This is a genomic window from Serinicoccus sediminis (genome assembly GCF_004153545.1).
Taxonomy (GTDB): Bacteria; Actinomycetota; Actinomycetes; order Actinomycetales; family Dermatophilaceae; genus Ornithinicoccus; species Ornithinicoccus sediminis_A.
Genome location: NZ_SDVA01000002.1, coordinates 50,756 through 72,722, shown reverse-complemented (window position 1 = coordinate 72,722; position 21,967 = coordinate 50,756). Strand labels below are relative to the sequence as shown.

The 21,967-nt window shown below is 74.3% G+C and carries 18 protein-coding genes; 10 read left to right on the top strand and 8 right to left on the bottom strand.

Features of this window, described 5'->3' with window-relative positions:
• Positions 1-160: 160 nt before the first annotated feature.
• Positions 161-1,198: a saccharopine dehydrogenase gene (locus tag EUS26_RS02810; protein WP_130011665.1), complete on the bottom strand. Its 1,038-nt coding sequence runs from the start codon at positions 1,196-1,198 to the stop codon at positions 161-163.
• A gap of 101 nt (positions 1,199-1,299) precedes the next feature.
• Here EUS26_RS02810 and EUS26_RS02805 point away from each other — a divergent pair, with 101 nt between their 5' ends.
• The 3 genes from EUS26_RS02805 to EUS26_RS02795 all read left to right on the top strand — a co-directional run bounded on the left by EUS26_RS02805 (position 1,300) and on the right by EUS26_RS02795 (position 5,224).
• Positions 1,300-2,910 carry an SLC13 family permease gene (locus EUS26_RS02805; RefSeq protein ID WP_130011664.1) on the top strand — a complete coding sequence of 537 codons (1,611 nt, stop codon included), beginning with the start codon at positions 1,300-1,302 and terminating at the stop codon, positions 2,908-2,910.
• A gap of 52 nt (positions 2,911-2,962) precedes the next feature.
• Positions 2,963-4,231, top strand: coding sequence for an MFS transporter (locus tag EUS26_RS02800; protein WP_130011663.1), 1,269 nt, complete (start codon positions 2,963-2,965; stop codon positions 4,229-4,231).
• Positions 4,232-4,303: 72 nt separating this feature from the next.
• A complete protein-coding gene (locus EUS26_RS02795; RefSeq protein ID WP_130011662.1) occupies positions 4,304-5,224 on the top strand; it encodes a matrixin family metalloprotease in 921 nt (306 codons plus the stop codon).
• 150 nt (positions 5,225-5,374) lie between these two features.
• Here the strand turns inward: EUS26_RS02795 and EUS26_RS02790 are convergent, their stop codons facing one another.
• Entirely contained in the window at positions 5,375-6,526 is a 1,152-nt protein-coding gene (locus EUS26_RS02790) for a MalY/PatB family protein (RefSeq protein WP_130011661.1), read from the bottom strand.
• Between the two features lie 106 nt (positions 6,527-6,632).
• Between EUS26_RS02790 and EUS26_RS02785 the strand changes: the two genes are divergently transcribed.
• The gene (locus EUS26_RS02785) at positions 6,633-7,829 is read left to right on the top strand and encodes a glycoside hydrolase family 32 protein (RefSeq protein ID WP_165368483.1); all 1,197 of its coding nucleotides are present in this window, start codon (positions 6,633-6,635) and stop codon (positions 7,827-7,829) included.
• A gap of 19 nt (positions 7,830-7,848) precedes the next feature.
• On the opposite strand, the gene EUS26_RS02780 is transcribed toward EUS26_RS02785, so the two are convergent.
• Complete coding sequence (locus EUS26_RS02780; protein WP_130011659.1) at positions 7,849-8,472, bottom strand: hypothetical protein; 624 nt, start codon at positions 8,470-8,472, stop codon at positions 7,849-7,851.
• 94 nt (positions 8,473-8,566) lie between these two features.
• On the bottom strand, positions 8,567-9,571 hold the full coding sequence (locus tag EUS26_RS02775) for an aldo/keto reductase family protein (protein ID WP_130011658.1): 1,005 nt from the start codon (positions 9,569-9,571) through the stop codon (positions 8,567-8,569).
• 117 nt (positions 9,572-9,688) lie between these two features.
• On the opposite strand from EUS26_RS02775, the gene EUS26_RS02770 reads away from it, so the two are divergent.
• Positions 9,689-10,291 (top strand): DUF5701 family protein, encoded by a 603-nt coding sequence (locus tag EUS26_RS02770; RefSeq protein WP_130011657.1) that lies wholly within the window; start codon positions 9,689-9,691, stop codon positions 10,289-10,291.
• A 9-nt stretch (positions 10,292-10,300) separates the two neighbouring features.
• On the opposite strand, the gene EUS26_RS02765 is transcribed toward EUS26_RS02770, so the two are convergent.
• A complete protein-coding gene (locus EUS26_RS02765) occupies positions 10,301-11,413 on the bottom strand; it encodes a ScyD/ScyE family protein (protein WP_130011656.1) in 1,113 nt (370 codons plus the stop codon).
• A 153-nt stretch (positions 11,414-11,566) separates the two neighbouring features.
• Entirely contained in the window at positions 11,567-12,583 is a 1,017-nt protein-coding gene (locus EUS26_RS02760) for a sigma-70 family RNA polymerase sigma factor (RefSeq protein ID WP_130011655.1), read from the bottom strand.
• A 100-nt stretch (positions 12,584-12,683) separates the two neighbouring features.
• On the opposite strand from EUS26_RS02760, the gene EUS26_RS02755 reads away from it, so the two are divergent.
• Both EUS26_RS02755 and EUS26_RS02750 read left to right on the top strand, forming a co-directional pair.
• Positions 12,684-13,121, top strand: a complete 438-nt coding sequence (locus tag EUS26_RS02755) for a MarR family winged helix-turn-helix transcriptional regulator (RefSeq protein ID WP_130011654.1) — start codon at positions 12,684-12,686, stop codon at positions 13,119-13,121.
• Positions 13,122-13,182: 61 nt separating this feature from the next.
• A complete protein-coding gene (locus tag EUS26_RS02750) occupies positions 13,183-14,823 on the top strand; it encodes an MDR family MFS transporter (protein WP_238148784.1) in 1,641 nt (546 codons plus the stop codon).
• 39 nt (positions 14,824-14,862) lie between these two features.
• Here the strand turns inward: EUS26_RS02750 and EUS26_RS02745 are convergent, their stop codons facing one another.
• Both EUS26_RS02745 and EUS26_RS02740 read right to left on the bottom strand, forming a co-directional pair.
• Positions 14,863-15,867: a phosphotransferase enzyme family protein gene (locus EUS26_RS02745; RefSeq protein ID WP_165368482.1), complete on the bottom strand. Its 1,005-nt coding sequence runs from the start codon at positions 15,865-15,867 to the stop codon at positions 14,863-14,865.
• A gap of 34 nt (positions 15,868-15,901) precedes the next feature.
• Positions 15,902-16,501 (bottom strand): 4'-phosphopantetheinyl transferase family protein, encoded by a 600-nt coding sequence (locus tag EUS26_RS02740; RefSeq protein ID WP_130011652.1) that lies wholly within the window; start codon positions 16,499-16,501, stop codon positions 15,902-15,904.
• A gap of 51 nt (positions 16,502-16,552) precedes the next feature.
• On the opposite strand from EUS26_RS02740, the gene EUS26_RS02735 reads away from it, so the two are divergent.
• Genes EUS26_RS02735 through EUS26_RS02725 form a run of 3 tightly spaced genes read left to right on the top strand, consistent with a single transcriptional unit; the run spans position 16,553 to position 21,958 of the window.
• Positions 16,553-19,312, top strand: coding sequence for an AMP-binding protein (locus EUS26_RS02735; RefSeq protein ID WP_165368481.1), 2,760 nt, complete (start codon positions 16,553-16,555; stop codon positions 19,310-19,312).
• The gene (locus EUS26_RS02730) at positions 19,309-20,334 is read left to right on the top strand and encodes an iron ABC transporter substrate-binding protein (RefSeq protein ID WP_337590206.1); all 1,026 of its coding nucleotides are present in this window, start codon (positions 19,309-19,311) and stop codon (positions 20,332-20,334) included. The genes EUS26_RS02735 and EUS26_RS02730 overlap by 4 nt, the downstream gene beginning before the upstream one ends.
• Positions 20,318-21,958, top strand: coding sequence for an ABC transporter permease (locus EUS26_RS02725; RefSeq protein ID WP_130011650.1), 1,641 nt, complete (start codon positions 20,318-20,320; stop codon positions 21,956-21,958). The genes EUS26_RS02730 and EUS26_RS02725 overlap by 17 nt, the downstream gene beginning before the upstream one ends.
• Positions 21,959-21,967 lie beyond the last annotated feature (9 nt).

Genomic DNA, 21,967 nt, shown 5'->3' with positions numbered 1-21,967 from the left:
GGCGACGGGTCGCCGTGTCCAACCACCATCTGCGGCGCTCGGTGGGCGGTCAGGCAACCATTCGCGGCGCTCGGTGGGTGGTCAGGGAACCATTCGCGGCGCTCGGTGGGTGGTCAGGCAACCATTCGCGGCGCTCGGTGCGGGCGGCGGACCGGCTGCGTCAGCCCCCCAGCGGCACGTGCCGGCGGAACCACTCCAGGCTGGCCGCCCAGGGGCCGCGCCGCTCGGCGAGGTCCTCCAGCAGCGGCGTGAGCTCGGCGGAGAAGCTGACCGAGGACTCCAGCGGCAGCAGCGAGGGCAGGTTGTCGATGGCGATGACGTCGAGCGGGGCCTGCGCCGTGCCGACGTCGCGCACCGGCTCGGCCCACGTGGTGATGGCGGTGTTGATCGGCAGCAGGTTGTTGTCCGAGGTGACGTCGCAGGTGACGTCGCCGATCGTGCGGAGCCGACGGGGCGCCTCGACGTCGGCGGGACCGACGAAGGGCTCGCGCGGGGTGCTGCTGACGACGCAGTTGACGAGGATGTCGTGGTCGAGCAGCGCCGCCTTGTCGAGGTCGACGGTGTCGACGCGGTCCCACCGCGTCACCGTGCACCCGGCCAGCTCCAGCGCCTCGACCGCGCCGCGCCCGGAGCGCCCGCGGGAGCCGATGACGAGCGCCCGCTCGGGCTCGCGGCCCTCGGCGCTGCCGCGCAGCTGCGCGTCCAGGTCCTCGCGCGCCATCGGCGCCACCCCGCCGTCGAGCAGACCCCGGTGCCGGAGCACGGACAGCGCCGCACCGACATACCCCGCCCAGAAGCCGAAGGCGACGACCCGCCGTCCGTCGAGCGTGAGGTACTCGACGTCGAGCAGCTCTCCACCGCCGCGTCGGAAGCGCTCCAGGGTGACGTCGGCGCCCTCCTGGCCCTTGTAGGCGTGGGCGAAGAACACGTGGGTGTGCGCCAGGTCGGCGGGGTCCTCGGGCAGCTCCTTGATGCCGACGACCACGGCGCCCTCGGGCGCGTCGACCCACGAGCCGTAGGGCGCGACCGAGCACCCGGCCTCGACGTACTCCTCGAGGTCCACCACGCGGCTGGGCGACTCCTCGACGGTCACGACATACCCGTCGGCCACCAGGCGGGCGGCGTCGGCGGGGACGATGGGCACGCGCTGCTCGCCCGGGCGGGCCTCGGCGCGGATCCACAGGTGGGGACGACTCATGCGGTCCAGGGTATGACGAGTCCCGTCTTCTCCCTGCGTCAACCAGGACAGGGCGTGCGCTAGGTTGAGCCGGTCACACCGACGTGAGAGGGGCTGGGCGGATGAGCGGACAGGTCGTTCGGGAACAGGGCGAGTACGACTACGAGGCGAGCGACCGGGAGCCACCCCGGCCGGCCGGTCGCACCTGGACGTTCCGGCTGGGCGGGCTCGGCCTGGCGGCGCTGGTCTACCTCCTGCTGGGCGGTGCGGACATGTCCGGCGACGCCCGCTTCGTCGCGGCGGTCGCCGTGCTCATGGCGACCTGGTGGATGACCGAGGCCATCCCGCTGGCGGCGACCTCGCTGCTGCCGATCGTCCTCATCCCGCCGCTGACCGGGCTCGGGGTCGCGGACGCGACGGCGCCCTACGCCAACTCGATCGTCTTCCTCTTCCTCGGTGGCTTCCTCATCGCCATCGCCATGCAGAAGTGGAACCTCCACCGCCGCATCGCCCTGCTCACGCTGCGGCGGGTCGGCACCCACCCCCGCCGGATCATCCTCGGCATGATGATCTCCACGGCGTTCCTGTCGATGTGGGTCTCCAACACCGCGACCACCCTGATGATGCTGCCCATCGGCATCTCGGTGCTCGCCCTCGTGGTCGAGAACAGCCGGCAGGCCGCCTCGAGCGTGGCCGACGGCGACGTGGCCGAGGAGGTCGGTCAGGGGCGCGCGGTGAGCGACGTCGTCAACGACCCGGACGTGCGGCTCTTCGGCGTCGCGCTCGTCCTGTCCATCGCGTGGGCCGCCTCGATCGGCGGCCTGGGCACCCTGCTCGGGAGCCCACCCAACGCCATCGTCGCCGGTTACCTCGCCGACGAGGTGGGGACCGACGTGGGCTTCCTCGCCTGGATGCTCCTCGGTGTCCCCATCGTGGTGGTCTTCATCGGCCTCGCGTGGCTGCTCATCACCCGGCTCATGTTCCGCTTCCAGCTGCAGGAGATCCCCGGCGGCCGTGAGCTCATCAACTCCGAGATCGACGAGCTGGGCCCGATGAGCCAGGGCGAGAAGGTCGTGCTCACGGTCTTCTGCGGCGCGGCCTTCCTGTGGATCGTGCCCGGGCTGCTGTTCAACATCCCGGCGCTCGCCGAGGCCGCCCCGTGGCTCGGCGAGCTCGACGACACCGCCATCGCCATCGGCGCAGGCCTGGCGCTCTTCCTCATCCCCGGGGACCGGGAGGGCCGGATGGCGCTGGAGTGGGACGACGCGGAGGAGGGCCTGCCCTGGGGCGTGCTGCTGCTCTTCGGTGGTGGCCTGAGCCTGGCGGCCGCGGTGGCCGGCACCGGGCTGGACGAGTGGTTCGGCACCCAGGTGACCGGGCTCGGCGCCCTGCCCATCGTGCTGCTGCTCGCCGCCGTCGTCACCATCGTGCTCTTCCTCACCGAGGTGACGAGCAACACCGCGACCGCCGCCACCTTCATCCCCGTCCTCGGCGGGGTCGCGGTCGGCATCGGGGTCGACCCGATCACCCTGCTCATCCCGGCCGCGCTCGCCGCGACCTGCGCGTTCATGCTGCCGGTGGGCACCCCGCCCAACGCCATCGTCTTCGGCACCGGGGCGGTGAAAATCCAGGAGATGGCGCGTGGTGGAATCGTCCTCAACGTCGTCGGCGTGCTCCTCATCACCCTCTTCACGGTGCTGATCGGGCCGTTCGCCCTGGGCATGGTGCTCTAGGGGCCGGCGGACGGCATACCGCTCGACGGCAGGGAGGGGGCGAGGCGCCCGCGTGGTCAGGCCAGCAGCCCCGCGCCGTGGTCGCTCCGCGCTCGTCATGGTGCTCGCCTCGGCGGTCACCACGCTCGGCGCCATCCCGCCCTTCCTCCTGGGTGCCCAGGCGGTGCGCATCCGGGAGGACCTCGGGCTGGGGCTCGGCGCGTTCGGGGTAGGCGTCAGCGTCTTCTTCGCGACCGCCGCGGTCGCGACCCTGTCGACCTCCGGCGTCGTGGACCGGTGGGGCCGCGGCCGGCTGCTGCTCGCGGCGGGCACCCTCGTCGCCGGGGGTGGGGTGGCGATGACGGTGCTGGTCAGCGGCTGGTGGTCGCTGCTGCTCGTCATGGTCGCCCTCGGGCTCGGCAACGCCGCGTCCCAGGCCACCGCGAACCTGCTCATGGCCCGCACCCTGCCGCCGGGGCGCCGCGGCCTCGGCTTCGGGGTCAAGCAGTCGGCGGTGCCGCTCGCGATCATGCTCGGGGGGCTCGCGGTCCCGACCACGGGGGCGGTGTGGGGGTGGCGGTCCACGTTCCTCATCACCGCGGCCCTGGGGCTGGTGGTCGTCGGCGGGGCGCTGGTGCTGCTGGTCCGGGAGCGGAGGCACCGCGCCCGGCGGGGGTCGGCCGGGGCCGTCTCCCTGCCCGAGCTGCTGGAGTCGCCGCCGACCCTGCCGCTGGTGCTCGCGGCGCTGGCCATCACCTTCGCGAGCGCGGCCGCCAACTTCGTCGGTGCCTTCGCCGCCTCCTGGGGGTTCGAGGTCGGGCTCACCCCGTCGCAGACCGGGATCCTCATGGCGCTGGGCTCGGGCGGCTCCATCGCGGTCCGGATCTTCTCCGGCTGGCGGGCCGACCACCGGCACGGGGCCAACCTGCCCGTCGTCGCCGCGCAGATGGGGGTCGGGGCACTGGCCTGCGCGGGCCTGGCCATGGCCGAGCCGTGGGCGGTGTGGGCCTTCGGGCTGCTGGCCTTCAGCATCGGCTGGTCGTGGCCCGGCCTGCTGCTGTATGCCGTCGCCCGCCTCGGGCGCGACAACCCGGCCCAGGCCTCGGGCGCGGTCCAGGCGGGGGCGTTCGCCGGAGGTGCCCTGGGCCCGGCGCTCCTGGGCGGGCTCTCGCAGGCCGTCGGCTTCCCGGTGACCTGGGCGGTGGCCGCGGCCTGCTTCGCCACCGCGGGCCTGCTCGTGCTGCTGGCCCGTCGGCGCTTCACCGCCGACCTGCTGACCCGGCCCCCGCGCGAGCCCTTCCGCTACGCCCGCACCAAGGTGACGCCACCGCGCGAGGCCTGAGGGACGGCATACCCGGTCGGGAGCGGTGCGCAGCGGGCAGCGGTATGCCGCGGCGTGCGGCAGGATGAGCCCATGTTCGAGCCGATGGCGCGACGCCGCCGGGCGCGCGAGATGGAACGCCGCCTCGCCGAGCTCGACCGCTGGGACGAGCTCTACGGCCTGGGCGGCATCCCGTCCTCCCCGCCCCGCCGGCGACGTCGTCGCTCCGGCACGGGCTGGGTGGTCGTGATCGCGGGGGTCGCCGCCGTCGCCCTCTTCCCGACGCAGTCGTCGGAGCTGCTCGGCCGGGCGGTCGACCTGGTCACCGGCCGTGATGACGACCAGCGGGTGGCGTGGGCGGACGAGGTCGCTGCCGTGGTGCAGGAGTCCACCCCGCTGGACGACCCGCTGGGTGGCCTCGCCGGGGAGTCCTCCCGGCTGCTGCCAGAGGTGGCTGTCGCCCGGACCGGCGAGCACGCCTTCCTCTACACGCAGCCCGCGTCGGAGGAGCCCGTCGGCTTCTCACCGTGCCGGTCGGTCGAGGTGGTCGTGAACCCGGACGGCGCACCTGCGGGCTACGAGGACGTCGTGGAGGGGTCGCTGGCGCGCGTCTCCGCGGCCTCCGGGCTGTTGCTCGAGCTCGTGGGCGAGAGCGAGGACACCTTCGACCAGCCGAGGACGGCCCGGGACCCGGTGCTCGTCGCCTGGTCCACCGCGGCGCAGGTGCCGGCGCTCACCGGGCGGACGGCGGGGCTCGGTGGCCCGCTCGTCATGACCGACGCGGTGTCGGGGCGCAGGACGCTGGTCAGCGGCTCGGTCGTCCTGGACCGCCAGGACCTCGTCGGCACCAGGGAGACCGCGCTGGTGCTCGACCACGAGCTCGGCCACGTCCTGGGCCTGGACCACGTGGACGACCCGGGCGAGCTCATGGCGGCGGTCAACACCGGCCAGCCCGGCTTCGGCCCCGGTGACCTGGAGGGGCTGGCGCGGCTCGGGGCGATCGACTGCGGCTGATCGGGCCTGCGGCCGTCGAGCACGCGTCCGGTGCGGCCGGAGCACGCGTCCGGTGTGGTCTGAGGGCGCGTCCGGTGTGGCCGGAGCACGCGTCCGGTGCAGGAAGGGGGGAGGCCGGGTCGGGTCGGGCCGGGTCGGGCGGGTGCTCCGTCAGGGGAGGGCAGCGGCCATGCGGCGGACGGCCTCGCGCACGAGGTCCTCGCTGGTGCCGATGTTGAGCCGGGCGAAGCCGGCGCCGCCGGCGCCGAAGGCCGGGCCCGGGGAGAGCAGCACCCGCCCGCGCTCGAGGAAGGTCTGCGCGGGATCGTCACCGAGGTCGAGGGCGCGGCAGTCGAGCCAGGCGAGGTAGGAGGCGGTGCCAGGGGTGAACCGGACCCCCGGCAGGTGCTCGGCGAGCAGGGCGGGCAGGGCCTGGGTGCGCGCCTCGATCTCGGCCACGGTGGTCGCCAGCCACTCCCGGCCCTCGGTGTAGGCGGCGATCGCGGCGTACTGCCCCAGGATGCTCGGCGCCCAGTCGGTCTCCGGCTGGCGCTGCGGCCACCTCCCCTCCACCGCGGTGACGCCCAGCGCCAGCTTGAGCCCTGCGGTGTTCCACGCCTTGGACGGCGAGTGCAGGGCGATGCCGACCTGCCGCGCGGCCTCGCTCACCGTGAGGAACGGCACGAACGGGCGCGGGCTGCCGGGGTGGACGAGCGGGGCGTGGATCTCGTCGGCGATGACCACGGCGTCGTGCTCGGCCGCCAGGTCGGCGAGCGCGGCCAGCTCCTCGCGCGGGTAGACGTAGCCCAGCGGGTTGTGCGGGCTGCACAGCAGCACCACCCGGGCGCCGCCGGCGACCGCGCGGCCCATCGCCCCCAGGTCGAGCCGGCCGCCCCCGGCCACGTCGAGCATGGGCACCTCGAGGGGCTCGAGGCCCAGCTCGCGCAGCCAGGGGTAGAAGGACAGGTAGACCGGTGGGTTGAGGACGACCGCGTCGCCGGGCGAGGTGAGCGCGCGCAACGTCTCCTTGGCGGCCTGGCCGACGTCGGCGAAGAGCCGCGCCCGGCCGGGCGTGCCCTGGGTCTCCCAGCCCCACACGTCCCGCGCGAAGCCGGCGAAGGCGTCGACGACCGGACCGGGCTCACCGGCATACCCCAGGTCGCTGCGCTCGATCGCGGTGTGCAGCGCCGAGCTGATCGCGGGGCCGGTGACGGCGTCCATCTCGGCGGTCCACGCCGGCAGCACGTCGTCGGGGACGCGGCTCCACTTGGCGCTGCGGTGGGTCCGCATCTGCTCGAGCGAGAGGTCGAAGGGAGAGGCCATGGGCCCACCCTCTCAGGTGCAGGTTGACAGCCCTCGCGGCCTCTCGCACAGTGGGCGGGATCGTCGCGGCCGGTGGCCGCCGGACCGTGCCGAACGAGGAGCACCGATGAGCCTGTCCACGACCGGGGGAGCGCCCACGGCCTACCACCTGCGCCCCGCCCGCGGCTGGCTGAACGACCCCAACGGCATGGTCTTCCACGAGGGCCGTTGGCACGTCTTCTTCCAGCACAACCCGCAGGGTCCGTGGCACCGGCAGATCGCCTGGGGACACGCGAGCAGCACCGACCTGCTCCGCTGGCGCGAGCACCCGGTGGCCTTCACCCCGCAGGACGGAGGACCCGACAGCTTCGGTTGCTGGTCGGGCGTCCTGGTCAGTGGGCCGCAGAGGCCCGCGGCCGTCTACTCCGGGGTGACCGGCGCGGACGGGCGCAGCACCGTGTGCCTGCGCTGGTCGATGGACGCGGACCTCGACACCTGGTCGGACCCGGTGGTCGTCGCCCAGACCCCCGAGGTGGACGACGTCGCCGTCATGCGCGACCCGTTCGTCCTCGAGCACGAGGGGCACCGGTATGCCGTGCTCGGCGCCGGGCTCCGGGACGGCACGCCGGCGATCCTGCTCTACGGCTGCGACGACCTCCTGGCCTGGGACTACCTCGGTGTCTGGCTGACCGGTGACGACCCCGCGCTGGCCGGTGCCCTGCCCGCCGACGTGTGGGAGTGTCCGCAGCTGGCGGTCTGGGACGGGCGGGCCACGCTGGTCGTGTCGCTGCACGACCGTGGCGTGCTCGGCCAGGTGGTGGCGTGCACCGGGGCCTTCGGCAGCGACGATGCCGGGCGGCCCGCGCTCGAGGTCGACCGGGTCGACCTGCTCGACGAGGGCGCCGACTTCTACGCCCCGCAGCTCGCGGCCGACGGACGCGCGGGCTACTGGCTCATGGGCTGGGTCCGTGAGGACGGCCCGGAGGAGAGCGGCGGGGACCACGCCGGCTGCATGACCGTGCCGCGGCGCCTGGTGCTCGAGGACAGCCGTCCCCGGCTGGTGCTGGACCCGCTGGCCGCCGCGGGGCTGCCGTGGGGGGCGGCCGAGCCGGTGCACGGAGCGGCCCTGGAGGGGCAGCTCGGCCTCGACGTCGGTGGGGCCGGTGCCGGCCTGGTCCACCCCGACCTCGGCCGGCTGGCTCTGGTCGAGGGCACCCGCGTCCTGGTGGACGGGTCGGTGCTGGAGGTCTACCCGCCCACGGGAGCGCCCGCGACGTTCCGGCACCCGGTGCCGTGGCGGTGGGAGGGTGCGGCCCTGGCCTGAGCCCGGGACCGCCGCCGGCTCAGGCCAGGGACGCCCAGCGGTCCAGCACCCGCTGCAGCTCGTCGACGTGCCACCGCGGCACGTAGGCCACGGTGATGCGCTGGCCGTGCCGGACGAAGGCGCTGGCCTGGCCCGGCAGGCAGACGGCGTCGAAGATCCACGGCAGGACGGCCATGTCGGCGTAGTCGTGGTCGAGGCGCGGGTGCAGCTCGCGGGTGATGCGCCCGACCCGGAAGCGGACGACCCAGCGGTTGCGCTCGCGGTCCACCCCGCCGTGCACCTCCCCGAGCTCCTCGGTCGACCCGGCGGCGGCGGCCAGCTTGCGCACCAGGTCGGGGTAGGAGTCCGGGCCGACGACGTGCTCGAGGTCGACGGTCGTGACGTGCGGGTGGTGGGTCAGCTCCCCGTCGGCGTCGCGGGCCAGGCAGTGCAGGAGCGCGACGTAGGGATGCTGGCGGATGGCCTGCGCGACCTCGCGGTCGGCGAGCAGGTCGGCCTCGGTGACCCCGTCCTGGGCGCTGAGGCCCAGGCGCTCCAGGGTCGCCAGCTGCTCCCGCGCGGAGGGGCGGATGGCGGGGGTGACGAGCAACGGCTGGTCAGAGCTGCCGTCGCTGTGGCGGGCGAAGACCTCGTCCAGTCTCATGGTCCAAGACTGCCACCGCCCACGGCACGGCACAACGGCTCGCGCCGCGTCCGGGGGCCGGACGCGGCGCGAGCCGTGGGTGACGCGGGTGGGCTCAGGCCACGCGGGTCTGCGGGGCGTTCTCCGCGGTCTTGCCCGGGTCCTTCTCGGCGACCCCGCCGACGGCCTCGTCGATCTTGGCCATGAGGTCGGCGTCGAGGGTCACGCCGGCGGCCTTGACGTTGTCCTCGACCTGCGAGGGCTTGGACGCGCCCACCAGGGCGGCGGCGACGTTGGGATTCTGCAGCACCCAGGCGACGGCGAGCTGCGGCATGGTCAGCCCGGCCTCCTCGGCCAGCGGCTTGAGCTCCTGCACGGCGCGCAGCGTCTCGTCGCGCATGAAGCCCTGCATGCCCTTGCCCATGGACTCGTCCGCCGCGCGGCCCTCGGTCGGCTGCTCACCGGGCAGGTACTTCCCGGAGAGCACGCCCTGCGCCATCGGGCTCCAGACGATCTGGGAGATGCCGAGCTCCTCGCAGGTCGGCACGACCTCGGGCTCGATGACCCTCCACAGCATGGAGTACTGCGGCTGGGAGGAGATGAGCTGGATGCCCAGGTCCTGGGCCAGCGTGTGCCCCGCCCGGATCTGGTCAGCGGTCCACTCGCTCACGCCAATATAGTGCGCCTTGCCCTGCCGCACCACGTCGGCGAAGGCCTGCATGGTCTCCTCGAGCGGCGTCTCCGTGTCGTAGCGGTGGGCCTGGTAGAGGTCGACGTAGTCGGTCTGCAGCCGGGAGAGGCTGCCGTCGATGGACTCCATGATGTGCTTGCGAGACAGCCCGGTGTCGTTCTTGCCGCCCGGGCCGGTCGGCCAGTAGACCTTGGTGAAGATCTCCAGGCTCTCGCGGCGCTCGCCCTTGAGGGCCTCGCCGAGGACCGACTCCGCCTTGGTGTTGGCGTAGACGTCCGCCGTGTCGAAGGTGCTGATGCCGGCGTCGAGGGCCGCGCGCACGCACTGGTGGGCGACCTCGTTCTCGACCTGGCTCCCGTGGGTGAGCCAGTTGCCGTAGGTGATCTCGCTGATCTTGAGGCCGCTGTTTCCGAGGTATCTGAACTCCATTCCTCCTACGGTATGCCGCTCTCCCGGGCTCGTCCTGCCCGGCCCCCATGGCCGCCGCGACGGGAATGGGATGGGCCGCGCCGGCGTTGAAGGACGCCCCGGACACCCAGGAGGACCGTGCACCCGCTGCCCGACCTGACCGCCCAGCACCGACGCCTCGCCGAGCTGGGGGTGCCGGTCCCTGACCTCCCACCGGGACTCGTCGGCGACCTGCTCGTCGTGCATCCCCGGCTGGCCCCGGTGGGCGACCTCGTGCCGCTGCTGCGGCGCGGTGACCGGCCCGGGTTCGTGGTCGAGGACATGACCGACCTGGCGGAGTTCGGCCCGGCGCCGGGGGTCGAGGTCCCGGACGCCGACCTGTATGCCGTGCACGCGCCGGAGCGCGGTGACGAGCACGCCGACCGCAGCCCCGACGAGGTCGACCCGCAGATCCGGTCGCGGGGGCGCGACCTCATGACCGTGGCCGAGGGCGTCGCCTGGGTGCTGCAGCGGCCCGAGGTCCTGGAGCGCAACCGGTGCTTCATGACGACCGGGTCCCGCCGGCCGCGGGCCGCGGGACGTCCCGGGCTCGACGCGCGCGTCCCGGCGCTGTGGATCAGCAACGGGACCGGCCGTGACGGCCGCGACCGCCGGGGCGCGCCCAAGCTGGGCTGGTGCTGGGCCGGCAACCGGCATACCTGGCTGGGCATCGCCTCGGTCGCCGGCCGCAGCACCGCCTGAGTCACCGGGTCAGCGGCGCCGGCCGAGGTCGTACGTCACCAGTGCCCCGTTGCCGAACGCTCCGGTGGTGGCGTAGACCCGCTTGCCCGAGAGGGCCACGTCCGCCGGGGAGTCGGCGGTGAACAGGGTGCGGGCCTTCCCGGTGCCGGGGCGGACCACCGAGACCTCACCCCCGAACAGCTCCGCCACGACGAGGTGGCCGTCGCGTGAGCGCTCCAGGCCCGTCGCGCCGTGGAGGCCGCGGACGACCGTGGTGGCGTGCCCGTGCCGGTCGATGCGGTAGACGCGGCTCAGCGGGACGATCTCGCCGGCGGCACCGCCCAGGGTGGTGACGTAGAGCCTGCCCTTGTGGTCCACCGCCACGTCGGTGGGCACCGACTCGGGCGTGTAGGCCTCGCCGACCACGCAGTCCGGGAGCGGGTCCGCACCCGGGGGCAGCGACGCCTCGAGACCCGCCTTGAGCTCCTCGGTGAAGGGGATGTCGAACACGGGGAGCACGGCCGCGGTCGAGATGTCACCGGTGCGCAGGTCGACCTCGAGGACCGCGTTGGCCGCCGCGTCGGCCACGTAGGCACGGTGCCCGCGGACCTCGAGCTGGTAGGCGTTGGACTCCACGATGCCGGTGTACTCCGACAGGGGCGGGGAATCGGAGGCGTCCTCCCAGGCCGCGAGCTCCTCGGCGCACGAGGAGTTGAGCCCGACGAAGCCGTAGCTGACCCCGGCGTCCGGGTTGTTCTGGATCTCGTGCTGCCACAGGTCGTCGCTGACGACCGTCCGGGTGCCGTCCCGGGAGGTCCGCACCACATGGCTGGTCGGCGTCTCCCCGGAGAAGTCGCTCTCCAGGTGGTACGTCCTGCCCCGGCTGATGGCCACGCCGCCCAGGCCGCCGGTCTCCGGCACCTGGTACACGGTGCTGACCGTGCCCCGCTTGACCTTGGAGAGCTGACCGCTGAAGTTCTGGGTCAGATAGACGTGTCCGGACCCGACGGCCAGGCTCAGCGGCCCGACCAGTCCGTCGACGACGACACGAGGCTCGCTGGTGCGGGCCTGTGCCGGTGCGGTGAGAAGAGACGCCGTGAGCGCCAGCACGCTGGCTGCCACGGCAAGGGTGGAACGACGCATGTCCAGACCTCCGGTTCACGATGGGGAGGGCGGGCTCGGTTGGGCTCGTCCAGATGCGACGGCCCCTGCGTCACACCCGGCCGCCACTGCTCGCATGGTCCTGCTGCCCTGACGTGGTGTCAAGAGGCTCGGTGGCGGAGGGTGCGGGTGGTGCTAGAGCGTCGTCGTCGCGTCCTCGCCGAGCACGAGGGGCAGCCCGGCGTGGCGGAAGGCGTCGGCCGAGAAGAAGCCGACGACGCCGCTGACCTGCCCGTCGCGCAGGTCGACGACGCAGAGCTGGAAGGCCTCGTAGGTCCCGTCCTCGCGGCGGAGGTACATCCCCGCCGCGGGCTGGCCGTTGGCGACGGTCGGCACCATCCGCAGGTCCCGCGGCCCGGTCGCCGGGCACTGGCCGCCGATGAGCGCGGCGATGTCGTCCGGGCCCAGGTAGTAGCGGTCGTACGGCGGCATCTGCCAGACGGCCTGCTCGGTCATCACTCCGACGACGGCCGGGACGTCGTAGCGCTCGAAGGCGTCGCAGAAGGCCGCGAACACCTCCCGCTCGGCGTGGCTGAGCTCGCTGACCCGGCGGCCCGCGCGGTCCAGGCCCTTACCGATCCTGGCGCGGGAGCGCTGCAGCGCGGAGTTGACCGAGGCGACCGTGGTGTCGAGCACCCCGGCCGTCTCGGCCGCGGACAGCTGCAGCACGTCGCGCAGCACGAGCACGGCCCGCTGCAGCGGCGGCAGCTCCTGCAGTGCCGCGACGAAGGCGAGCTGGGTGTCCTCGGTGGCCTCCACGGCCTGGGCCGGGTCGACGGGGGCGGCGTCACGGCCCCACACGACGCGGTCCGGCAGCGGCTCGAGCCAGTCGCGGGAGCGGTCCTCGACCACCGGGACGCTCGGGTCGCCGGGCGGCTGGCCGAGCCCGCTGGGCAGCGGCCGGCGGGCCTGGCCCTTGAGCGCGGTGAGGCAGGAGTTGGTGGCGATGGTGTACATCCACGTCCGCACCGAGGAGCGGCCCTCGAACCGGTCGTAGGCCCGCCACGCGCGCAGGTAGGTCTCCTGCACGAGGTCCTCCGCCTCCCCGGCGGAGCCCAGCATGCGGTAGCAGTGCGCGATGAGCTCCCCGCGCAACGGCGCGGTCAGCTCCTCGAACTCCCGCTCCTGCTCAGGGGTGAGCGCGACGGACATACGGACTCCCTCGACCTGTGCGACCTGTCGGGCCACACGCTAGTGCCCCGCACCGACGGACGTGCTGGATCGGGCCTTGCGGGTGTATGATGCATGCATCATGCAACTATCTGAGGAACTGGCACGGACCTTTACGGCGATGAGCCGGTTCCTGCGCGAGCGGGAGGGGGACCTCGCGCCCACCGACGTCGCCGTCCTCGTCCGGCTCGCCGGTCAGCAGTGCACCCGGTCGCGCGACCTGGCCCGTGCCGAGGGTCTCGACCCGTCCACGATGAGCCGCCGGTTGGCGTCGCTCGCCGAGCGGGGGCTCGTCGATCGCCACCCCGACCCGGCCGACCGGCGGGCCCAGGTCCTCGGCCTCACGCAGGCCGGCCGGGAGGCCCTGACCCAGGAACGGGCTCGTCGCGTCGACCTCGTCACCGACACCCTCGCCGACTGGCCGGAGGCGGAGAAGGAGCAGCTCGCCGACCTGCTCGGCCGGCTGGCCGACTCCCTCGAGTCGGCCCGCGGCACGCCGACCTCCGGGCAGTCCCCCTGACGCCCCCGGCGGGTCCGCCCGCCACCCAGACCTCCTGACCGCCCCATCGAGCAAGGACCTGATGACCGCCAGCACCAGCACCACGACCGACGCCCAGCCGGTCCGGACCACGGACGACACCCCCTCGACCACCGCCACCGCCGTCGACCCGACGGCCTCGGCCGCCCCCGCCTTCCGGCTGAGCCGGGAGCACAAGATCGTCTTCGCCGGCCTGATGATGGGCATGTTCGTCGCCTCGATCAGCCAGACCATCGTCGGCCCCGCGCTGCCGCAGATCGTCGCCGACCTCGGCGGGATGAGCCACTACTCGTGGGTGGCGACCGCGGCGATGCTCGTGTCGGCCGTCGTCGTGCCCGTCGTCGGCAAGCTGTCCGACCTGTACGGTCGCAAGACCTTCTACCTGGCCGGGCTCGTCGTCTTCATGGTCGGCTCGGTCGTCTCCGGCCTGGCCGGCAGCTTCTGGATGCTCGTCGCCGGCCGCGCCATCCAGGGCGCCGGCATGGGCACGCTCATGCCCCTCTCGCAGACCATCATCGGTGACATCATCCCGGCCCGGCAGCGCGGGAAGTACCAGGGCCTCATGGGTGCGGTCTTCGGCGTCACGTCGGTGGCGGGCCCGCTCGCCGGCGGTCTCATCACCGACCACCTCGGGTGGCGCTGGCTCTTCTTCACGACCCTGCCGGTCGGGCTGCTCACCCTGTGGTTCGTCCTGCGGCACATGCACCTGCCGCACCAGCGGCGCGAGGCGCGGATCGACGTCGCCGGCATCGTCACGCTGTCGGTCGCGATGGTCTCCATCCTGCTCGCGACCAGCTGGGGCGGCACGACCTACCCCTGGGTCTCCACCCAGGTGCTCGGCCTCTACGCCCTCGGTCTGGCCACCGCGGTCACCTTCGTCGTCGTCGAGCTGCGGGCGAGCGAGCCGCTGCTGCCGCTGCGCCTCTTCCGCAGCAGCGTCTTCAGCTGGGCCAACGTCGCCGGTCTCGGCCTGGCCATGGTGATGTTCGGGTCGATCATCTACATCCCGGTCTTCGCGCAGGGCGTGCTCGGGGTCGACGCCACCCAGTCCGGGCTGATCCTCATGCCGATGATGCTCGGCCTCATCGTCATGGGCATCCTCACCGGCCTGCTCGTGACGAGGACGGGGCACTACAAGCCGTTCATGCTCACCGGCGTGGCCATCATGGCCTCGGGGGTGTGGCTGCTGACCCTGCTGTCCGAGACCTCCAGCCCGTGGGAGCTGTTCGGGTCGATGGCGGTCGTCGGTGTCGGTCTCGGTATGGCGATGCAGCAGTTCACCCTCGTCGTCCAGAACGTCGTCGCCCGGCGCGACCTCGGGGTCGCCACCGCGACGACGCAGTTCAGCCGCAACATCGGCTCGACGGTGGGCATCGCGGTCTACGGCTCGATCATGACCGGCGGGCTCGGCGCCGCCGTCGCCTCGCACCTGCCGGCCGAGCTGCGCGACCAGGCCGCCGCGCAGGCGGGCAGCCTGGACGTCGGCGCGGTCCTCGACCCCGGTGCCATCGGCGACGTCCCGCCGGTGGTCCAGGAGGCGCTGCGCGCCGGCCTGGCCGACCAGCTGCACGGGGCCTTCCTCATCGGGCTGCCGATCCTGGCGCTGGTCTTCCTCGCCACGGCCATGATCAAGCACGTGCCGCTCAAGGACACCCTGGAGGACGCCCCGGCCGACCAGGGCTGACCGAGCAGGTGGCGCCCGCGGTCCCGCGGCGCCGCCTGCTCAGCGGCTGGGCACCACCCGGGTGAACCGTCCGGTGTCGAACCACTGCCGCAGCCGCTCACCGGTGATCTGCAGGTAGGCCGCCGCCTCCGCCTGCTGGCCCGCGGTCGTGCTCGCGAGGATGCTGTTGGCCAGGAGCAGCTGCCGGGCCGCCACCAGGGCCTCGAAGGCCTCCGCCGGCAGGTCGGGGAGCGGTCGCCGGGTGGCGTAGCCCTCCCGGACGGCCGCCTCCGGCCCCTGCTCGTCGTCGCCGCCACGCAGGTAGAACGCGCAGATCGCCAGGTCCAGGACCGGCGGGCCGAGCCCGCTGTCGTCGAAGTCGAAGACGGCGAGCCGTCCGTCGTGCCACTTGAGGTTGCCGCCGTGCAGGTCGGCGTGCAGCGGGATGGCCGGCTGGCCGGCCAGCAGGTCGAAGGCGGCCCCGCACCGCCGGCCGGCCTCGGCCACCAGGGCCGCGAGACCGGGGTCGGACGCCACGGCGGAGGTCAGCAGGTCGGGATCGCCGAAGAGGGTGCCCGCCAACCGGGGGAACCGGTCGTGGCCCTCGGTCTCCCAGGACTCCGCGTGCTCGTGCAGCTCCGCCATCAGCAGGCCCAGCGCACGGCACTGCTCGAGGGTGCTCACCGTCCCCAGGTCGTCTCCCGCGAGCCAGCTGCTGGCCGTCACCATGACCTCCCGCCCGAGCTCGGGGGAGCCGACGAGCGCGAGGTAACCCCCGCCCAGGACCGTCAGCGGGTCCGGCACGAGCACCTCGGTGTCCCGTCGGATCGCGTGCTGCCAGGCCTGCTGCGCCTGCACGGTGGCGGCCGAGCTCAGCGAGTTCGTGTTGACCCGCACCGCCACCGTGGCCTCCGGCGTCTGCACCCGGAAGGTGGTGTTGAAGCCGTGCAGGACCAGATCGACCGCGGTCGGCGCCAGCCCGAAGAACGGTGCGGCGCGCTCGGCGACGTCGTGCAGGAGCTCGACCTGGGAGAGCTCGTCCAGGTCCCGGTACGCCGTGGGCATGACCCAGCCTCCCACGCTCGTCGCCCGCCCCGCCTCAGCCCGGGTGCCACCGGTGCTCGCGCACCTCGAGGTCGACGTCGTCGGCGGCCGACCCGGCGGCGACGGGGGCGAGGACCAGAGCCGCGGCATACCCGGGCAGCGGTGGGGTGAGCGGGGTCTCGCACGCAGCCGCTCCCACCTCGACGCCCGCCTTGACCCGGGCCTCCCGCAGCGTCCAGCCCAGCGGGTCCGACCCGTCGGGCAGGTCGCGGTCGAGCCGCTCGACGTCGACGCCGAGGGACGCGCCGGCGCAGGTCGCGACGGCCACGAGCAGGTGCGCGTGGGCGACCGACACGTGCGGCCCGCCGTCGACGACCGGGCGGCCGTGCTGCTCGCCGCACCCGGCGCAGGTGCGGTCGACCTGGACCGGCGTGAGGTCCGCCGGCGCGGCACCGGCGGACCCGGCCGCCCGACGCCGGTGACGGGCGACCGCGTGCTGCAGCAGCGCCGCCGCCACCAGCGAGCGACCACGGTCGGCGTCCCGCGGCACGGCGAGCACCCGGAGCCGCTCGGGCTCCGGCAGCAGCGTGAGCAGACGGAGGTCGGCGGCCGTGAGGTCGGCCCACCAGACGTCGACGACGAGAGGGTCGGTCATGAAATACCCATGGATTTGGTCACCTTTTTCGCTGAGGCTAGCCTAAGTCGCGTGTCCGTCCATCCCGCCGTCGCCCCCGCGTCGACGCGCCCCGGCCGAGCGCCGCTGCCGCCGGCCGGCTCCGTGGACCCCGCGGCACCGGCGCTGGTCTCCGCGGACGGGGTGCTGACCCACGGCGAGCTGCGGCGGCGGGTGGAGGAGCGCGCGGACGCGCTGCCGCCGGTGTCCGGGGGGCGGCTGCTCGTGCAGGTGTCGGTGCGACCCCGGCCCGACGACGTGGTGGCCTACCTCGCCGTGCTCGAGGCCGGTCACGTGGTGCTGCTGGTGCCCGAGGGGGACCGCGGGCTCGGCGCGACCTGGGAGCCGGACCTCGTGCTCGGTGCCGGGGGGCAGGTCGAGGAGCCTCCGCGCACCGACCTCGCGCCCGCCCCGCGGCACCTGCTGCACCCGGAGCTGGCCCTGCTGCTGAGCACCTCCGGCTCGACCGGGTCGCCCAAGCTCGTCCGGCTCTCCGGCGACGGCCTGCTGGCCAACGCCCGGGCGATCGGCCAGGCGCTCGGGCTCACCGCCGCCGACCGCGGCGTGACCAGCCTCCCGCTGCACTACTGCTTCGGCCTCTCGGTCCTGCACAGCCACCTGCTCGCCGGCGCGGCCGTCGCGCTCACCGGGGCGTCCGTGCTCGACGACGAGTTCTGGTCCTGCGTCGACGCAGGGGTGAGCACGCTGGCCCTGGTGCCGCACCAGGTCGACCTCCTCGAGCGGTCGGGAAGGCTGCGGCGCCGTCATCCGTCCCTGCGGCTGCTGACCCAGGCAGGGGGCCGCCTGTCGCCGGACCAGGTCACCCGCCTGGCGGGACTCGGCAGGGATCACGGCTTCGGGCTCGCGGTGATGTACGGGCAGACCGAGGCCACCGCGCGCATCTGCGTCCACGACCCGCGCGAGGTGGCCGGGGCGCCGGACGCGGTGGGGCGCCCCGTGCCCGGCACCACCGTCGTGCTGGACCGCACCGTGCCGGAGGCGTCCGGCGACGGGGTGGGCGAGGTGGTCGTCCGCGGGCCGGGCGTGATGCTCGGGTATGCCGAGTCCCCGGAGGACCTGGCGCTCGGCCGGATGGTCGAGGAGCTGCGCACCGGTGACCTCGGGCGGGTCGACGCGTCGGGACTGCTGCGGATCGTGGGGCGGCGCTCCGGGTTCGTCAAGATCCTCGGGCTGCGCATCGACCTCGCCCGGGTCGAGCAGGCCCTCGAGGCGGAGGGGCTGGACGCCTGCGTCACCGGCGACGACGAGAGCCTCCGGGTGGCGGTCGAGCCGGCCGGAGGCGTCCCGGCCGAGCAGCTGGCCGCCCGGGCCCGCCGGGTCGCGGCGGACGCGAGCGGGGTCGGTGTGGGCCACGTCCGGGTCGCCGTGCTGCCGCTGCCGCGCCTGGCCAACGGCAAGGTCGACCGCCCCGGCTGCGACGTCCTGGTGCGCGGGGGCGACCCGGACGAGTGCGCCGACACCCGGCAGCGGGTCGACGCGCCGAGCCTGCCCGTGCGGGTCGCCGAGGTGCTCGGCGGCGTCCTCGGGCGCGACGAGGTGGACCTGCAGCAGTCCTTCGTGCAGCTCGGTGGCGACTCCCTGTCGCACGTCCTGGCCTCCACCCGGCTGACCGCGCTGCTGGGCGAGCTGCCCCGTGGCTGGCAGCACCGGCCGCTCACCGAGCTGGTCGCCGCCGCACAGCTGGTCGAGCCGGAGAGAGGGCCCACCGACGGCGGGGACGACGGCGGGGGCCAGCCCGGCGGCAGGCGCCGGTTCCGCCGCCTGCGGACCCCCCGCCCGGCCGGGGAGGGCCGGACGCGAGGGGGACACGGTGCCCGTGTCCCGCTGGAGACCTCGGTCGTGCTGCGGGCGGTCGCGGTCGTCATCATCTGCGGCTCGCACGCCGACCTGTTCCGCGTCCTCGGCGGCGCCCACACCCTGCTCGTCGTGGCCGGCCTCAGCGCCGCCACCTTCGGGCTGTCCGCGCCGGGCGTCGCCGCGCGCTGGCGCGGGACCGCCCGGCTGCTGGTCGGCATCGCCGTCCCCACGATGGCGGTGGCGCTGCTGGGGCTGTCCTACGGTCGCTACGGCTGGGACAACGTGGTCCTGGCCAACTGGCTCGTCGGTGACATCGCCTACGGCAAGCACAACGAGCTGTGGTTCGTCGACGCCCTCGTCGCCTGCCTGCTGCTGACCACGGCGGTGCTCTCGCTGCCACCGGTGGCCCGCGCCTGGCGCACCGACCCCTGGCGGGTGGCCTTCGGGCTGCTCCTCGTCGCGCTCGTCCCGCGCTTCCTCGTGCTCAGCCTCGCCGACGGCGTGCTGCGCGGCATGATGCCGACCGTCTTCTGGCTCTTCGCCGTCGGTCTCGCGCTCGCCCACGCCGACACCCCCGCCCGCCGGTGGTGGACCCTGGGCGCGATGACCCTCGGGGTCGCGTGGTTCTTCCCCGACGACCCGGTCCGCAACGCCACCATCCTCGCCGGCGTCCTGCTGCTCGCCCTGGTGCCGACCCTGCGGGTGCCTGCCCGCCTGGTGCCGGTCCTCACCGTCCTCGCGGCCGCGAGCCTGCACATCTACCTCATCCAGTTCCAGATCCTCGGCTGGGTGCCCACCCCGCTGCTCGCCACCGTCGCGGCGCTCGCCGCGGGCGTGCTGCTGTGGCGCCTCTCCGACGCCCCCGTCCGGCGGCTGCAACGGCTGCTCGACCCCCGGCACACCCCGTCCGCGACGCGGGCCGAACCGGCCACCCCCGTCCCCAGCGCCCCGTCCCCCGAGAGGACCCGTCCGTGAGCACCCTGTCCCGCCGCGCCCTGCTGGCCGCCCTCGCCGCCTCCCCGCTGGTGGTGAGCGCCTGCAGCCGGGAGGAGGAGTACGTCCCGGACCCCGAGGCGCTCCAGATCTACTCCTCCCAGCACGAGGGGGTCACCCAGGCGTGGGCCGACGCCTTCACCGAGGCCACCGGCATCCCGACGCAGATCCGGCGCGGCACCGACTCCTCGATGGGGCACCAGATCGTCGCCGAGGGGGAGGCCAGCCCGGCCGACGTCTTCCTCACCGAGAACTCGCCGGCGATGACCGTCGTGGAGCGCGCCGGGCTGCTCGCCCCGGTGGCCGACGAGACCCTCGCCCAGGTGCCGGAGGACCGCGCGCCCTCCAGCGGCGACTGGACCGCGATCGCCGCCCGCTCGACCGTCCTGTGTTGGAACCCCGAGCAGATCTCCGAGGAGGAGCTGCCGGCCTCGATGATGGACCTGGCCGACCCCGCCTGGGCGGGACGCTGGGGCTGCGCCCCGGGGGGCGCCGACTTCCAGGCCATCGTCGCCGGGATGCTGGCCGACCGGGGCGAGGAGGAGACCCGTGCCTGGTTGGAGGCGCTGGAGTCCGGGGCGGAGATCTACCAGAACAACATCGCCACCATGCAGGCGGTCAACGCCGGCGAGGTGCCGGTCGGGGTGATGTACCACTACTACTGGTACCGCGACCAGGCCGGCACGCAGGAGCAGTCCGGCAGCACCCGGCTGCACTACTTCGGCAACCAGGACCCGGGCGCCTTCGTGTCGCTCTCGGCCGGAGGGGTCCTGGCCAACGCCGCCAAGCCGGACGCCGCGCAGCAGTTCCTCGCCTGGATCACCTCGCCGGAGGGGCAGCAGGTGCTCGTCGACTCCGGGTCGATGGAGTATGCGGTCGCCGAGGGCGTCGACTCCGACCCGGCGCTGCCGCCGCTCGCCGACCTCGACGCGCCGCCGGTCGACCCGTTCACCCTCGACAGCGACGAGGTCACCGACCTCATGACCGATGTCGGTCTCCTCTAGCGGCACGCTGCGCGCCGCCGCGGCGGCCGGAGCCGCCGGCGGCCCGGGTCCGGAGCCCGACCGGCAGCGGGCGCCGGGACAGCGGGCGCCGACCCGCCGGCGCCCGCGCCGCCCGGCCAGCCCGGTGCTGGCCACCCTCGCGACCCTGGTCGCGGCGCTCACCGTGCTGCCGGTGGCGGTCATCCTCGTCCGCGCCGGCTCGGGACCGCCGGGGGAAGCGCTCGACTACCTGGTGCGGCCCCGGATCGGCGAGCTGCTCGCGCACACCGGCTGGCTCATGGTGCTGACCGTGCCGGCGACCGTCGTCCTCGGCGTCGGGGCGGCCTGGCTGGTCGAGCGCACCGACCTGCCGGTGCCGGGGCTGTGGCGCACCCTCATGCTGGCGCCGCTGGCGGTGCCGGCGTTCGTCAGCGCCTACGCCTGGATCTCGGTGCGCCCGGGACTGGTGGGCCTCGGGGGAGCGGTGCTGGTGACCACCCTCGCCTACTTCCCCTTCGTCTTCCTGCCGGTCGCCGCGCTGCTGCGGACCCTCGACGCCGGCGAGGAGGAGATCGCCCGCTCCCTGGGCGTCGGGCCGGTCGGCGCGTTCTTCCGCACCGTCCTGCCCCGGCTGCGCCCGGCGGTCAGCGGTGGGGCGCTGCTCGTCGCGCTGCACCTGCTCGCCGAGTTCGGGGTGCTGGAGATGATGCGCTACCAGACCTTCACCACCGCCATCCTGCAGCAGTACGCCGTGGGGTTCAGCGACGTGCGCGGCTCGCTGCTGGCGACGGTCCTGCTCGTGCTGTGCCTGCTGGTGCTCACCGTCGAGGTCGCGGCCCGGGGCCGGGCCCGGGTGGCCCGGCTCGGCGCCGGCGCCGGGCGTCGACCGCTGCCGCTGCCCCTGGGGCGGTGGACGGTGCCTGCGGTCGCGGCCCTGGGCGCGGTGGTCGCGCTGGCCGTCGTCGTCCCGGTCGCGGTGGTCGCGCGCTGGCTGCTCGTCGGCACCCGCATCCGGGTCGAGGGTGCCGGGCTGGGTGACCTGCTCCTCGTCACCGGATCCACCGTGGGGCTCGCCGTGCTCGGCGGTCTGCTGGCGGTCGCGCTCGGGCTGCCGGGGGCGGTGCTGCTGGACCGGCACCCCGGCCCGTTCGCGGTGCTCGTCGAGCGGCTCACCTTCCTGGCCAGCTCGCTGCCCGGCGTGGTCGTCGCCCTGGCCCTCATCACGCTGTCGATCTCGCTGGTCCCCGGGATCTACCAGACCGCGCTGCTGCTGCTCCTGGCCTACGCCATCCTCTTCCTGCCCCGCGCCATGGTGGCGCTGCGCTCCGGGCTGGCCGCCGCGCCGCCGGAGCTGGCCGAGGCCGCCCGCTCGCTCGGGCAGAACGGCGCCGGCGTGCTCGGCCGGGTGGTCCTGCCCCTCGCCGCGCCCTCGGTGCTCGCCGGTTTCGTGCTCGTGGCGCTGGCCATCAGCACCGAGCTCACCGCGACCCTGCTGCTCGCGCCCACCGGGGTGGAGACGCTGGCGCTGGCCTTCTGGAGCGCCACCGCGGAGCTGGACTACGCTGCCGCAGCGCCCTTCGCCGCCATGATGATCGCCCTGTCGGTCCCGCTGACGGTCCTGCTGCGGCGCCAGATCACGAGCTGAGGGAGCACG

What these genes read in the sequence shown, in the direction of transcription:
- EUS26_RS02760 (WP_130011655.1), bottom strand. Translation starts at nt 12,583, where the DNA reads ATGTCCGTCGCGCTCACCCCTGAGCAGGAGCGGGAGTTCGAGGAGCTG.
- EUS26_RS02780 (WP_130011659.1), bottom strand. Translation starts at nt 8,472, where the DNA reads ATGAGACTGGACGAGGTCTTCGCCCGCCACAGCGACGGCAGCTCTGAC.
- EUS26_RS02795 (WP_130011662.1), top strand. Translation starts at nt 4,304, where the DNA reads ATGTTCGAGCCGATGGCGCGACGCCGCCGGGCGCGCGAGATGGAACGC.
- EUS26_RS02745 (WP_165368482.1), bottom strand. Translation starts at nt 15,867, where the DNA reads ATGCCCACGGCGTACCGGGACCTGGACGAGCTCTCCCAGGTCGAGCTC.
- EUS26_RS02750 (WP_238148784.1), top strand. Translation starts at nt 13,183, where the DNA reads ATGACCGCCAGCACCAGCACCACGACCGACGCCCAGCCGGTCCGGACC.
- EUS26_RS02810 (WP_130011665.1), bottom strand. Translation starts at nt 1,198, where the DNA reads ATGAGTCGTCCCCACCTGTGGATCCGCGCCGAGGCCCGCCCGGGCGAG.
- EUS26_RS02725 (WP_130011650.1), top strand. Translation starts at nt 20,318, where the DNA reads ATGTCGGTCTCCTCTAGCGGCACGCTGCGCGCCGCCGCGGCGGCCGGA.
- EUS26_RS02740 (WP_130011652.1), bottom strand. Translation starts at nt 16,501, where the DNA reads ATGACCGACCCTCTCGTCGTCGACGTCTGGTGGGCCGACCTCACGGCC.
- EUS26_RS02755 (WP_130011654.1), top strand. Translation starts at nt 12,684, where the DNA reads ATGCAACTATCTGAGGAACTGGCACGGACCTTTACGGCGATGAGCCGG.
- EUS26_RS02765 (WP_130011656.1), bottom strand. Translation starts at nt 11,413, where the DNA reads ATGCGTCGTTCCACCCTTGCCGTGGCAGCCAGCGTGCTGGCGCTCACG.
- EUS26_RS02790 (WP_130011661.1), bottom strand. Translation starts at nt 6,526, where the DNA reads ATGGCCTCTCCCTTCGACCTCTCGCTCGAGCAGATGCGGACCCACCGC.
- EUS26_RS02775 (WP_130011658.1), bottom strand. Translation starts at nt 9,571, where the DNA reads ATGGAGTTCAGATACCTCGGAAACAGCGGCCTCAAGATCAGCGAGATC.
- EUS26_RS02785 (WP_165368483.1), top strand. Translation starts at nt 6,633, where the DNA reads ATGAGCCTGTCCACGACCGGGGGAGCGCCCACGGCCTACCACCTGCGC.
- EUS26_RS02805 (WP_130011664.1), top strand. Translation starts at nt 1,300, where the DNA reads ATGAGCGGACAGGTCGTTCGGGAACAGGGCGAGTACGACTACGAGGCG.